The following is a 13,362-nucleotide window of genomic DNA, read 5'->3' as shown; positions in this document are numbered from 1 at the left end:
TATGAAATCTTTACAGGCTCTGTTTGGCGGCACCTTCGATCCGGTGCACTATGGTCATCTTAAACCCGTGGAAACGCTGGCGAATCTGATTGGTCTGACGCGAGTGACTATTATCCCTAACAATGTTCCTCCGCATCGTCCACAGCCGGAAGCAAACAGCGCGCAGCGAAAACATATGCTTGAACTGGCTATTGCCGATAAACCACTGTTTACCCTTGATGAACGTGAGTTAAAACGCAATGCCCCCTCTTACACTGCGCAAACACTCAAAGAGTGGCGACAGGAACAAGGCGCCGATGTGCCACTGGCGTTTATTATTGGTCAGGATTCACTGCTGACTTTTCCCACCTGGTACGAATACGAAACGATCCTCGACAATGCGCATTTAATTGTCTGTCGGCGTCCTGGCTACCCGCTTGAAATGGCGCAACCACAATACCAGCAGTGGCTGGAAGATCATTTGACGCATAATCCGGAAGATCTGCACCTCCAATCTGCCGGTAAAATTTACCTCGCTGAAACGCCGTGGTTTAACATCTCGGCGACCATCATCCGCGAACGCTTGCAAAACGGCGAATCATGTGAAGATTTGTTGCCGGAATCGGTATTGACTTATATTAACCAACAAGGCTTGTATCGCTGATAGCTGTCATCACGGAGGGAATGATGCGACTGTGGTTAATTCGTCACGGCGAAACGCAGGCAAATGTCGATGGATTGTACAGCGGTCATGCGCCGACGCCACTGACTGCACGCGGTATCGAGCAAGCTCAAAGCCTGCATACCCTGTTGCGTGATGTTCCCTTCGATAGGGTTTTATGTAGTGAACTGGAACGCGCGCAGCATACCGCGCGGCTGGTTCTCAGTGACCGCCAGCTCCCTGTACAAACCGTCCCTGAGCTTAATGAAATGTTTTTTGGTGACTGGGAGATGCGGCATCATCGCGATTTGATGCAAGAAGATGCCGAAAACTATAACGCATGGTGCAATGACTGGCAGCATACCGTCCCAACTAACGGTGAAGGTTTTCAGGCGTTTTCGCAGCGGGTAGAAAGGTTTATTGCCAGATTTGTTGAATATCAGCACGACAAAAATATATTAGTCGTCAGCCATCAGGGCGTGTTGAGTCTGTTAATTGCCCGCTTACTTGGTATGCCAGCCGGGGCGATGTGGCATTTTCGTGTAGAGCAGGGCTGCTGGAGCGCCATTGAAATCAATGACGCATTCGCAACTCTACGTGTCCTCAATAGCCGCGCTATATGGCACAGGGATGCATGACTTTTCTGTTTTTTTGCATGTAAGGTGCAGCGCCCATTGACAGCCCCGGACAGGCTGATATTCTCCGCAGCCAGACTTTTTCCGCTAAACACGACTTTGTAGAAATTGTTTTACAAAAATGGCGATGCAATCTGCGGCGCGGGGTGGGATGATAGCCCACTTTCGAAAGCCGATTCGGCGACAATTGTCCCGAAATCGCCTCTGGTTCAGGTATACTGACAAACCGTTTTTATCTTTTTAATTCACCCAGGGGGGAAAACTTGCAGGGTAAAGCACTCCAGGATTTTGTTATCGACAAAATTGATGACCTCAAAGGTCAGGACATCATCGCCTTAGACGTTCAGGGCAAATCCAGCATCACCGACTGCATGATCATCTGTACGGGTACGTCCAGCCGTCATGTTATGTCCATTGCTGACCACGTTGTTCAGGAGTCTCGTGCTGCTGGTCTATTGCCGCTCGGCGTAGAAGGTGAAAACAGCGCCGACTGGATTGTCGTTGATTTGGGCGAAGTTATTGTCCATGTCATGCAGGAAGAGAGCCGTCGCCTGTATGAACTGGAAAAACTCTGGAGTTAATGTGTGAAGCTGCAACTTGTGGCCGTGGGAACGAAAATGCCGGACTGGGTACAAACCGGTTTTACTGAGTACCTGCGTCGTTTTCCGAAAGATATGCCTTTTGAGCTGATTGAAATTCCGGCTGGAAAACGCGGCAAGAACGCGGACATCAAGCGCATACTCGACAAAGAGGGTGAGCAGATGCTGGCAGCCGCAGGCAAAAACCGCATTGTCACCCTCGACATTCCAGGCAAGCCCTGGGACACACCGCAGTTAGCCGCTGAACTGGAACGATGGAAGCTTGATGGCCGCGACGTCAGCCTGCTTATTGGCGGGCCTGAAGGGTTATCACCTGCCTGTAAAGCAGCGGCAGAACAAAGCTGGTCGCTTTCCGCGCTGACCCTCCCCCATCCGCTGGTTCGCGTACTGGTCGCAGAGAGTCTGTACCGGGCGTGGAGCATTACCACCAACCATCCTTATCATCGTGAGTGATAAGAAAGCTTTGAGTAGAAAACGCAGCGGATGAAACTACAGAACTCTTTTCGCGACTATACGGCAGAGTCCGCACTGTTTGTGCGCCGGGCGCTGGTCGCCTTTTTGGGAATTTTGCTGCTGACCGGCGTGCTTATCGCCAACCTGTATAATCTGCAAATTGTTCGTTTTACCGATTATCAGACCCGTTCTAATGAAAACCGCATCAAACTGGTGCCTATCGCCCCCAGTCGCGGCATTATCTACGACCGTAACGGCATCCCTCTGGCACTCAACCGCACTATCTATCAGATAGAGATGATGCCGGAGAAAGTCGATAACGTGCAGCAAACGCTGGATGCCCTGCGCAGCGTCGTCGATCTGACCGATGATGATATCGCTGCATTCAGAAAAGAGCGCGCACGTTCACACCGTTTCACCTCGATTCCAGTGAAAACTAACCTGACCGAAGTACAGGTGGCGCGCTTTGCCGTCAATCAGTACCGTTTTCCCGGGGTGGAAGTTAAAGGCTATAAACGCCGTTACTATCCCTACGGTTCAGCGTTGACTCACGTCATCGGCTATGTGTCGAAAATCAACGATAAAGACGTCGAACGCCTGAATAATGACGGCAAACTAGCCAACTATGCGGCAACGCATGATATCGGTAAGCTGGGAATTGAGCGTTACTATGAAGATGTGCTGCACGGTCAAACCGGTTATGAAGAGGTTGAAGTTAACAACCGTGGTCGCGTCATCCGCCAGTTAAAAGAAGTACCGCCGCAAGCCGGACACGATATTTACCTGACGATAGATCTCAAACTCCAGCAGTATATTGAAACACTGCTGGCAGGCAGCCGCGCGGCTGTAGTAGTCACCGATCCGCGCACGGGCGGTGTGCTGGCGCTGGTTTCCACGCCAAGCTATGACCCAAATTTGTTTGTTGACGGTATCTCCAGCAAAGATTATTCCGCATTGCTGAACGACCCGAACACACCGCTGGTGAACCGAGCCACGCAAGGGGTTTATCCACCGGCGTCTACGGTTAAACCTTATGTGGCAGTTTCAGCATTAAGTGCGGGGGTGATCACTCGCAATACTACGCTGTTTGACCCTGGCTGGTGGCAGCTGCCAGGGTCGGAAAAACGTTACCGTGACTGGAAAAAATGGGGCCATGGTCGCCTGAATGTCACAAGATCGCTGGAAGAATCTGCGGATACCTTCTTCTACCAGGTGGCCTACGATATGGGGATCGATCGCCTTTCCGAATGGATGGGTAAATTCGGTTATGGCCATTACACCGGTATCGATCTTGCAGAAGAACGTTCCGGCAACATGCCTACCCGCGAATGGAAACAAAAACGCTTTAAAAAACCGTGGTATCAGGGTGACACCATTCCGGTCGGTATCGGTCAGGGTTACTGGACAGCAACCCCAATCCAGATGAGTAAGGCACTGATGATCCTGATTAATGACGGTGTCGTGAAGGTTCCGCATTTGCTGATGAGTACCGCCGAAGACGGCAAACAGGTGCCATGGGTACAACCGCATGAACCGCCAGTCGGCGATATTCACTCCGGTTACTGGGAGCTGGCGAAAGACGGTATGTACGGGGTTGCTAACCGCCCTAACGGTACGGCACATAAATACTTTGCCAGCGCACCGTACAAAATTGCGGCGAAATCGGGTACAGCTCAGGTCTTCGGTCTGAAAGCGAACGAAACCTATAATGCGCACAAAATTGCTGAGCGTCTGCGTGACCACAAATTGATGACCGCCTTTGCGCCGTATAACAATCCGCAAGTGGCTGTCGCCATGATTCTGGAGAACGGCGGCGCGGGCCCGGCGGTCGGTACGCTGATGCGCCAGATCCTCGACCACATTATGCTGGGCGATAACAACACCGATCTGCCTGCGGAAAACCCAGCGGTTACCGCAGCGGAGGACCATTAATCATGACGGATAATCCGAATAAAAAAACATTCTGGGATAAAGTCCATCTTGATCCCACGATGCTGCTGATTTTACTGGCATTGCTGGTCTACAGTGCTCTGGTAATCTGGAGTGCCAGCGGCCAGGATATCGGCATGATGGAGCGTAAAATCGGTCAGATCGCAATGGGTCTGGTCATTATGGTCGTAATGGCGCAAATCCCTCCGCGCGTTTATGAAGGCTGGGCGCCCTATCTCTATATCATCTGTATTATTTTGCTGGTGGCGGTAGATGCCTTTGGTGCCATCTCTAAAGGTGCTCAACGCTGGCTGGATCTCGGTATCGTCCGTTTTCAGCCGTCGGAAATTGCCAAAATAGCCGTACCGCTGATGGTGGCGCGCTTTATCAACCGCGATGTTTGTCCGCCGTCGTTAAAAAATACCGCCATCGCGCTGGTGCTGATATTTATGCCCACGCTGCTGGTCGCAGCGCAGCCTGACCTGGGGACATCAATTCTCGTTGCGCTTTCCGGTCTGTTCGTACTGTTCCTCTCTGGCCTTAGCTGGCGCCTAATCGGCGTTGCAGTGGTGCTGGTAGCCGCGTTCATTCCGATTCTGTGGTTCTTCCTGATGCATGATTACCAACGCCAGCGCGTAATGATGCTCCTCGACCCAGAATCAGACCCTCTTGGCGCGGGTTATCACATTATTCAGTCTAAAATAGCTATTGGCTCCGGCGGATTACGCGGCAAAGGCTGGCTGCATGGTACTCAGTCACAGCTTGAATTTCTGCCCGAACGCCATACCGACTTTATCTTCGCGGTACTGGCAGAAGAGCTGGGATTAGTGGGTATTTTGATTCTGCTCGCTCTCTATATTCTGCTGATCATGCGCGGACTGTGGATAGCCGCCAGAGCACAAACCACCTTTGGTCGCGTCATGGCTGGCGGTTTAATGCTGATATTATTCGTTTATGTCTTCGTAAATATTGGTATGGTAAGCGGTATTCTGCCGGTTGTAGGGGTTCCGCTCCCACTGGTCAGTTATGGAGGATCGGCGCTTATAGTGCTGATGGCTGGGTTCGGGATTGTGATGTCAATCCACACCCACAGGAAAATGTTGTCGAAAAGCGTGTAAGAGGTGCGCAATGCGTAAGCAGTGGCTCGGGATCTGCATCGCGGCAGGAATGCTCGCGGCATGTACAAGCGATGATGGTCAGCAACAGACGGTAAGTGTACCGCAGCCTGCGGTATGTAACGGCCCAATAGTTGAGATTGGCGGGGCAGAACCGCGTTTCGAACCACTGAACGCGACAGCGAATCAGGATTACCAGCGCGATGGCAAAAGCTACAAAATCGTGCAGGATCCATCACGCTTTAGTCAGGCTGGCCTGGCTGCTATTTATGATGCCGAACCGGGCAGCAATCTGACGGCCTCAGGTGAAGCATTCGATCCGATGCAGCTAACAGCGGCACACCCGACGCTGCCGATCCCCAGCTACGCGCGAATCACTAACCTGGCTAACGGTCGGATGATTGTGGTGCGCATTAACGATCGTGGTCCCTACGGCAACGACCGCGTAATTTCACTTTCGCGCGCGGCAGCCGACCGTCTTAACACCTCGAACAACACCAAAGTTCGCATCGACCCGATTATCGTCGCCCAGGATGGTTCACTTTCTGGCCCAGGTATGGCTTGTACTACTGTCGCCAAACAGACTTATGCCCTGCCCGCACCACCCGACTTAAGCGGCGGCGCGGGAACAAGCTCAGGGTCTGGCCCGCAGGGTGACATTCTTCCGGTCAGTAATGCGACGCTAAAAAGCGAAGATCCGACCGGCGCGCCGGTAACCAGCAGCGGTTTTCTCGGCGCACCAACCACCTTAGCACCTGGTGTACTGGAGGGCAGCGAACCGACGCCGGCACCGCAGCCAGTGGTCACAGCTCCGGCTTCAACGCCTGCAACAACACCAGCAATGGTGACACCGCAAGCAGCTTCGCAAAATGTCAGCGGTAACTTTATGGTGCAAGTCGGTGCTGTCAGCGATCAGGCGCGCGCTCAACAGTATCAACAGCAGTTAGGACAGAAGTTCGGCGTCCCCGGTCGTGTGACCCAAAACGGCGCAGTCTGGCGGATCCAGCTTGGCCCATTTGCCAGCAAAGCCGAAGCCAGTAGCTTGCAGCAACGTTTACAAACCGAAGCCCAATTACAGTCATTTATTACCACCGCGCAGTAGCGTAAAGCAGGCAACTGAAGTGTCAATTTCTGTAAATGACGTTAACAAAGTCACGCGGAAAGTCAGATGCCTGCCGGTAGTGCATTTGCTATAGTAGGGCACTTTTTTTAATTCCATCACGGATGTCGTAGTTCAGACCATGAATACCATTTCTTCCGCTCGTATCATGAAGCGCCTGGCGCTCACCACGGCTCTTTGCACAGCCTTTATCTCTGCTGCACATGCCGATGACCTGAATATCAAAACTATGATCCCGGGTGTACCGCAGATCGACGCGGAGTCCTACATCCTGATCGACTATAACTCCGGCAAAGTTCTCGCCGAGCAAAATGCAGATGTCCGCCGCGATCCTGCCAGTCTGACCAAAATGATGACCAGCTACGTTATCGGCCAGGCAATGAAAGCGGGTAAATTTAAAGAAACTGATTTAGTGACCATCGGTAATGACGCCTGGGCTACCGGTAACCCGGTGTTTAAAGGTTCTTCGCTGATGTTCCTCAAACCTGGTATGCAAGTACCGGTTTCACAGCTTATCCGTGGTATTAACCTGCAATCCGGTAACGATGCTTGTGTTGCTATGGCAGACTTTGCCGCCGGTAGTCAGGATGCTTTTGTTGGCCTGATGAACAGCTACGTTAACGCGCTGGGTCTGAAAAATACCCACTTCCAGACCGTGCACGGTCTTGACGCTGACGGTCAGTACAGCTCTGCACGTGATATGGCGCTGATCGGCCAGGCACTGATTCGTGATGTGCCAAATGAATACTCTATCTATAAAGAGAAAGAGTTCACCTTTAACGGTATTCGTCAGCTCAACCGTAACGGCCTGCTGTGGGATAACAGCCTGAATGTCGACGGTATCAAAACCGGCCATACTGACAAGGCAGGTTACAACCTTGTTGCTTCCGCGACAGAGGGTCAGATGCGTCTGATCTCGGCAGTCATGGGCGGACGTACTTTCAAAGGCCGTGAAGCTGAAAGTAAAAAACTGCTGACCTGGGGCTTCCGTTTCTTCGAAACCGTTAACCCGCTGAAAGTAGGCAAAGAGTTCGCCTCTGAACCAGTATGGTTTGGTGATTCTGACCGTGCTTCGTTAGGTGTTGATAAAGACGTTTACCTGACCATTCCACGTGGCCGCATGAAAGACCTGAAAGCCAGCTACGTGCTGAACAGCAGTGAGCTTCATGCGCCGCTGCAAAAGAATCAGGTCGTTGGTACTATTAACTTCCAGCTTGACGGCAAAACCATTGAGCAACGTCCGCTGGTGGTGTTGCAGGAAATCCCGGAAGGTAACTTCTTCGGTAAAATCATTGATTACATTAAATTAATGTTCCATCACTGGTTTGGTTGAAAATTGAACACTTGAAAGTGTAATTTCCGCCCCCATATACTAAGCATCAGTAAAAACTCCCGCCTTCTGGCGGGAGTTGCTATTTAATTACGTTACGCCGGAGCTGACATGAAAACCAAACTTAACGAACTGCTTGAATTCCCTACTCCTTTTACCTACAAAGTAATGGGGCAGGCGTTACCTGAGCTGGTTGATCAGGTGGTTGAAGTGGTACAGCGCCATGCGCCAGGTGACTACACCCCAACGGTAAAACCAAGCAGCAAAGGCAACTACCACTCGGTATCTATCACTATCAACGCCACTCATATCGAGCAGGTTGAAACACTGTATGAAGAACTGGGCAAAATCGATATTGTCCGCATGGTTCTGTAACTCGCTTTACCATTACCCGGCCTCCTGGTCGGGTAACTCCCCTCCCTCCTCTGTGATATACTTTTTCTCCACTTTTACTCATTCTCCACGGAGATGCCGTTTTGTATCAGGATAAAATTCTTGTCCGCCAGCTCGGTCTTCAGCCTTACGAGCCAATTTCCCAGGCTATGCATGAATTCACCGATACCCGCGATGAAAATACCCTTGATGAGATCTGGCTGGTCGAGCACTATCCGGTATTCACTCAGGGACAAGCAGGAAAAGCGGAGCATATCTTAATGCCGGGCGATATTCCGGTGATCCAGAGCGACCGTGGCGGTCAGGTGACTTATCACGGCCCAGGTCAGCAGGTAATGTACGTTCTGTTTAATCTTAAACGCCGCAAACTGGGTGTGCGTGAGCTGGTGACCTTACTCGAACAAACGGTAGTGAATACCCTGGCTGAACTGGATATTGATGCACATCCTCGTGCCGATGCTCCGGGTGTCTATGTCGGGGAAAAGAAAATTTGCTCGCTCGGCTTACGTATTCGTCGTGGTTGTTCATTCCACGGCCTGGCATTAAACGTCAATATGGATCTTTCGCCATTTTTACGCATTAACCCTTGTGGTTATGCGGGAATGGAAATGGATAAAATATCGCAATGGAGACCTGATGCGACAACCGATAATGTTGCACCACGGTTGCTGAGAAATATTTTAGCACTGCTAAATAATCCTGCCGTAGAATATATACCTGCTTAACGACGCTCATAAATGACCCAACTTGCACTGGGTCATTACTCATGCCCACATTTATGTCCTCTTTAACCGTTGCTGGCCTCTGGAGAGATAGCCCTTTTCAGCATTAAATGAGAAGCAAATGGATTTTGCTGCCTATTACAACAAATTCATCCGGCGTGCCCCAGACTTCATGAATGATTGGTGTTACCGATAACGCCATTTGAAAAAATTATTGTTACAGCCAGATCACAGAGATAAACGACAAAATGGCACAAACCAACAACAATTTTACATTTTCGCGACCGCTTTGGCTGCTTTCTGGACCGTTTCAATGATATACTGCCAGTCGTTAATTCAAAAATAGTTGATAATTACAACAATCTATTGAGTTGAACGCTTTCCTTCGTAATTCGCAACTGGAACACGCACGCTATGAGTAAACCCATTGTGATGGAACGCGGTGTTAAATACCGCGATGCCGATAAGATGGCCCTTATCCCGGTTAAAAACGTGGCAACAGAGCGCGAAGCCCTGCTGCGCAAGCCGGAATGGATGAAAATCAAGCTTCCTGCAGACTCTACACGTATCCAGGGCATCAAAGCCGCAATGCGCAAAAATGGCCTGCATTCTGTCTGCGAGGAAGCCTCCTGCCCTAACCTGGCAGAATGCTTCAACCACGGTACAGCAACGTTTATGATCCTCGGCGCTATTTGTACCCGCCGTTGTCCGTTCTGTGACGTTGCCCACGGTCGCCCGGTAGCTCCGGATGCCAATGAGCCGGTGAAACTGGCACAGACCATTGCTGATATGGCGCTGCGTTATGTGGTTATCACCTCCGTTGACCGTGATGACCTGCGCGATGGCGGTGCCCAGCACTTTGCGGATTGTATTACAGCCATTCGGGAAAAAAGCCCGGAAATCAAAATTGAAACTCTGGTGCCGGATTTCCGTGGTCGTATGGATCGCGCGCTGGATATTCTGACCGCCACGCCGCCAGACGTGTTCAACCACAACCTGGAAAACGTACCACGTATTTACCGTCAGGTACGTCCGGGCGCGGATTACAACTGGTCGCTGAAACTATTAGAACGCTTTAAAGAAGCTCATCCGGAAATCCCGACCAAATCTGGTTTAATGGTGGGTCTGGGCGAAACCAATGAAGAAATTATTGAAGTGATGCGCGATCTGCGTCGTCATGGTGTGACCATGTTAACGCTGGGGCAATATTTGCAGCCAAGCCGTCATCACCTGCCGGTTCAACGTTACGTTAGCCCGGATGAGTTCGACGAAATGAAAGCTGAGGCACTGGCGATGGGCTTTACCCATGCTGCATGTGGCCCGTTTGTCCGTTCTTCCTACCACGCCGATTTGCAGGCGAAAGGGATGGAAGTTAAGTAATCCTGTAATAATTACTTACATCTGTCTGATAAAAACCCGCTATCTGAAGCGGGTTTTTTTATCGAACAAGATATTGAGGGAGCGTCCTGCTCGCCACGTCACTCTTTATGAGAGAGCTTTTCAGCCTGAAGATCAACGTCTGCGCCTTTCTTCGCCGCAGCATCGTCATCATTCATCGCTTTCTTGAATCCTTTGATAGCCGCTCCAAGGTCTCCGCCCAGCGTACGTAACTTCTTAGTCCCAAACAGCAGAACGACCAGTGCCGCAACTACCAGCAGTTTGGTAATACTAATCTCACCCATAGATACCTTCTTGACATAAAACCGGCAACAGAACGCGCCTTAAAAACCAGAGAATATTAACGGTCATTCGACGCGCGCACACAATAGCAATCTGTAACAAGGTGAATCAAGCGCCGAATAAAAAAACATCATAATAATTGCGGTGGCGCAAACCGTCGGTTGTTTAAGACGGGGAGTTGTGCACGTACCTGACGCACGCGTTCAGGTGTCACTTCCGCCATGATTAAGGCCGGCATTTCTGCCGCCGCCGCAATGGTGACGCCAAAGGGATCTATAATCCGGCTTTGCCCGATATTTTTGTTCCCGCACTCCCCTGCCGCCACCATATAACAGGTGGTATCCAGAGCACGAGCGGCAAGCAACGTTGACCAGTGATGCTCTTTGAGCGGTCCGCGAACCCAGGCTGCCGGAAGGACCAGGATTTCTGCTCCCTGTATGGCCTGTGCCAACGCCAGCTCCGGAAAGCGTAAGTCATAGCAGGTCATCAGCCCAACTTTCATGCCTTCGACCTCCAGTAACGGGGCTATTTCATTACCCGCATCAACATGACGCGACTCCTGAATGGAGAACGCATCATAAAGATGCAGTTTGGCATAACGAGCGACAATTTTTCCCGCCTGAAGAGCCACCAGCATATTCCATGCGCGCCCCGGCGCAGAGGGAACATGAATCGTCAGAATCGTCGTCATCATGTTACGTTTACTTTCCCGCAATAAACGCCCGATAAATTGGCCTTCCAGCAGCTGCGCTGATTTAACAGATAGATCCGGATCATGATCGTCTCGCGCCAGCAAGGCTTCCGGCAGGACAAACAACGAGACGTCGTTTTCCGCCGCCTGCGCCATCAACGAGGCGCAAATTTCAGCGTTCTTTTCCCACACGGATGTAACAGCAAACTGTCCTGCGGCAACCAGCATTACCACCTCCTGTCAGAGTCGTAAAATTCGCCAACGACGATTATTCGGCGTTACACTTATCACTCATACAAATCAAATAGCAGGATTTTGCAGTGTTACAACTCCTTTTAGCAGTTTTTATTGGCGGTGGTACGGGAAGCGTGGCGAGATGGCTGTTAAGTATGCGATTTAACCCGCTGCATCAGGCGATTCCTTTGGGAACACTGGCAGCAAACCTGATCGGCGCATTCATCATAGGTATGGGATTTGCCTGGTTCAGTCGGATGACGAACATTGATCCAGTGTGGAAAGTGTTAATCACCACCGGGTTTTGTGGCGGGTTGACAACCTTCTCAACATTTTCAGCAGAAGTGGTGTTTTTATTGCAGGAAGGGCGTTTTGGCTGGGCATTACTGAACGTCTTCGTAAACCTGTTAGGTTCTTTTGCCATGACAGCACTGGCTTTCTGGTTGTTTTCAGCATCAACTGCACACTAAAGACCAAAAAAAACCCGCTGATTAAGCGGGTTTTGAATTCTTGCTGACGTATCTTACAGAGCGATTACGTTTGCAGCAGAAGGGCCTTTGGCACCGTTAGTGATTTCGAACTCTACACGCTGACCTTCAGCAAGAGTTTTAAAACCATTAGTCTGGATTGCAGAGAAGTGTACGAACACATCTTTGCTGCCGTCTTCCGGAGTAATGAAACCGAATCCTTTGGACTCATTAAACCACTTAACGTTACCTTTAATCTTAGACATCAAAATTACCTTTACATGAAAAATAGACACAAATGCTGTGTCGGTTACCAGTACACCAATTGTGGTACGCTTTGTCCAGTGCAACTTTGCTAAAAAGTGATAAAAGTCGCGTTATTTTTGGTGATACTTGCCTTACACTATGATTTTTAAGGGTTTTGCAAAAACATAACTTGTCTAAAACTGAAACCGCATCCAGGCAAAGTAAACATTGCCATTGTCGCAGGTGCCAGGAATACAGGTCATCTGAAAAGTAGCCAGCCCATAGCCTACAGAAACCAATGGCAGTAACACCGGGACAGGTATGTCGTTCCCATTAGCACGCGCCGTTACGTACAAACCGTACCCGTTACCTTTCTCATCTCAACGCAACTGAGCCAAACCGCTGCCCCACGATTTTTCGCTATAGCGATCGTTTTTTCTTTGTCATAAGCGAAAAGTGAATGCCAGGTGATGGCGGGAATATACAATTCATAATGTTCTGGCTGCTGCCAGGTTTTACCGAGACTCTATCTAAATGTGATAATCCATAGCTCCGTGCCAGCAGAAACTTAGTCAACACGGATTAGCGCAATAAAAACAAGAGGAATTACGGCAATAAATTTACTTACGCCCATTAGTGACCATGAAATACTTATCAGAAATCCACTATCAGCATTGCTAAACTAAAATAAACAAACCTTAATTACTCCAACCTAAAGAACAAACTTAATATTTAATAGCGTTATAAAAGAAAATATCATCAAGTTATTCCGGAGACTTAATCGGTATTTTTCTTTCATATAGCCGCTTAATCAAAAAATTTCGTCCCGACACGTTTCGAAACTGACAACAAAAAATCTTATTTTTTAATCACATGCAATAATAACCCAGCAAGCCAATATCCATTACACTACCAGCACGCGTATAAAGAAAATCATTTTCTACGTAAAAAACAATCCTCCACCAAAACAATTAACAAAACTGCATCAATTACTTATCAATTAGCACACATAATCATATTAATAAATACCGGTCATAAAAATGCATTTTGTTATTCAGGTATAAAAAACAAAAACACCAATGTCTTAATGGTAGCTTTTCTTGATTTT

At 49.6% G+C, this 13,362-nt stretch carries 15 protein-coding genes and 1 pseudogene; 12 read left to right on the top strand and 4 right to left on the bottom strand.

Features of this window, described 5'->3' with window-relative positions; translation table 11 throughout:
* Position 1 precedes the first annotated feature (1 nt).
* The 11 genes from nadD (at position 2) to lipA (ending at position 10,316) form a co-directional block, all read left to right on the top strand.
* The gene (gene nadD, locus BEG40_RS01045; protein WP_024191079.1) at positions 2-643 is read left to right on the top strand and encodes a nicotinate-nucleotide adenylyltransferase; all 642 of its coding nucleotides are present in this window, start codon (positions 2-4) and stop codon (positions 641-643) included.
* A gap of 23 nt (positions 644-666) precedes the next feature.
* Positions 667-1,278, top strand: coding sequence for an adenosylcobalamin/alpha-ribazole phosphatase (locus BEG40_RS01040; protein ID WP_105284730.1), 612 nt, complete (start codon positions 667-669; stop codon positions 1,276-1,278).
* Between the two features lie 260 nt (positions 1,279-1,538).
* Entirely contained in the window at positions 1,539-1,856 is a 318-nt protein-coding gene (gene rsfS / locus BEG40_RS01030) for a ribosome silencing factor (RefSeq protein WP_001161665.1), read from the top strand.
* 3 nt (positions 1,857-1,859) lie between these two features.
* Entirely contained in the window at positions 1,860-2,327 is a 468-nt protein-coding gene (gene rlmH, locus BEG40_RS01025; protein WP_000776104.1) for a 23S rRNA (pseudouridine(1915)-N(3))-methyltransferase RlmH, read from the top strand.
* 30 nt (positions 2,328-2,357) lie between these two features.
* The gene (mrdA, locus tag BEG40_RS01020; RefSeq protein ID WP_000776182.1) at positions 2,358-4,259 is read left to right on the top strand and encodes a peptidoglycan DD-transpeptidase MrdA; all 1,902 of its coding nucleotides are present in this window, start codon (positions 2,358-2,360) and stop codon (positions 4,257-4,259) included.
* A gap of 2 nt (positions 4,260-4,261) precedes the next feature.
* Positions 4,262-5,374, top strand: a complete 1,113-nt coding sequence (mrdB, locus tag BEG40_RS01015) for a peptidoglycan glycosyltransferase MrdB (RefSeq protein ID WP_000131717.1) — start codon at positions 4,262-4,264, stop codon at positions 5,372-5,374.
* Between the two features lie 10 nt (positions 5,375-5,384).
* Complete coding sequence (gene rlpA, locus BEG40_RS01010) at positions 5,385-6,473, top strand: endolytic peptidoglycan transglycosylase RlpA (RefSeq protein ID WP_016159101.1); 1,089 nt, start codon at positions 5,385-5,387, stop codon at positions 6,471-6,473.
* Positions 6,474-6,612: 139 nt separating this feature from the next.
* Complete coding sequence (gene dacA, locus BEG40_RS01005; RefSeq protein ID WP_001092444.1) at positions 6,613-7,824, top strand: D-alanyl-D-alanine carboxypeptidase DacA; 1,212 nt, start codon at positions 6,613-6,615, stop codon at positions 7,822-7,824.
* Positions 7,825-7,932: 108 nt separating this feature from the next.
* A complete protein-coding gene (ybeD, locus tag BEG40_RS01000) occupies positions 7,933-8,196 on the top strand; it encodes a DUF493 family protein YbeD (RefSeq protein WP_000850550.1) in 264 nt (87 codons plus the stop codon).
* Positions 8,197-8,297: 101 nt separating this feature from the next.
* Entirely contained in the window at positions 8,298-8,939 is a 642-nt protein-coding gene (gene lipB, locus BEG40_RS00995; RefSeq protein ID WP_105284729.1) for a lipoyl(octanoyl) transferase LipB, read from the top strand.
* A 411-nt stretch (positions 8,940-9,350) separates the two neighbouring features.
* Positions 9,351-10,316, top strand: coding sequence for a lipoyl synthase (gene lipA, locus BEG40_RS00985; RefSeq protein WP_000042625.1), 966 nt, complete (start codon positions 9,351-9,353; stop codon positions 10,314-10,316).
* Positions 10,317-10,414: 98 nt separating this feature from the next.
* Here lipA and tatE read toward each other — a convergent pair whose 3' ends face one another.
* Complete coding sequence (gene tatE, locus BEG40_RS00980) at positions 10,415-10,618, bottom strand: twin-arginine translocase subunit TatE (protein WP_000503931.1); 204 nt, start codon at positions 10,616-10,618, stop codon at positions 10,415-10,417.
* Between the two features lie 128 nt (positions 10,619-10,746).
* Positions 10,747-11,535: a deaminated glutathione amidase gene (locus tag BEG40_RS00975; RefSeq protein ID WP_010351627.1), complete on the bottom strand. Its 789-nt coding sequence runs from the start codon at positions 11,533-11,535 to the stop codon at positions 10,747-10,749.
* 92 nt (positions 11,536-11,627) lie between these two features.
* Between BEG40_RS00975 and crcB the strand changes: the two genes are divergently transcribed.
* Complete coding sequence (crcB, locus tag BEG40_RS00970) at positions 11,628-12,011, top strand: fluoride efflux transporter CrcB (protein WP_000939738.1); 384 nt, start codon at positions 11,628-11,630, stop codon at positions 12,009-12,011.
* Positions 12,012-12,064: 53 nt separating this feature from the next.
* Here the strand turns inward: crcB and cspE are convergent, their stop codons facing one another.
* Both cspE and pagP read right to left on the bottom strand, forming a co-directional pair.
* Positions 12,065-12,274, bottom strand: coding sequence for a transcription antiterminator/RNA stability regulator CspE (gene cspE / locus BEG40_RS00965; RefSeq protein WP_000034825.1), 210 nt, complete (start codon positions 12,272-12,274; stop codon positions 12,065-12,067).
* Positions 12,275-12,448: 174 nt separating this feature from the next.
* Positions 12,449-12,888: pseudogene (pagP, locus tag BEG40_RS00960) on the bottom strand (lipid IV(A) palmitoyltransferase PagP).
* Between the last annotated feature and the right edge of the window lie 474 nt (positions 12,889-13,362).

The organism is Escherichia sp. MOD1-EC5495, assembly GCF_002965965.1.
In the GTDB taxonomy this organism is placed as follows: domain Bacteria; phylum Pseudomonadota; class Gammaproteobacteria; order Enterobacterales; family Enterobacteriaceae; genus Escherichia; species Escherichia ruysiae.
Note: the sequence above shows the minus strand (reverse complement) of the source record. Positions and strands in the feature narration are given on the sequence as shown.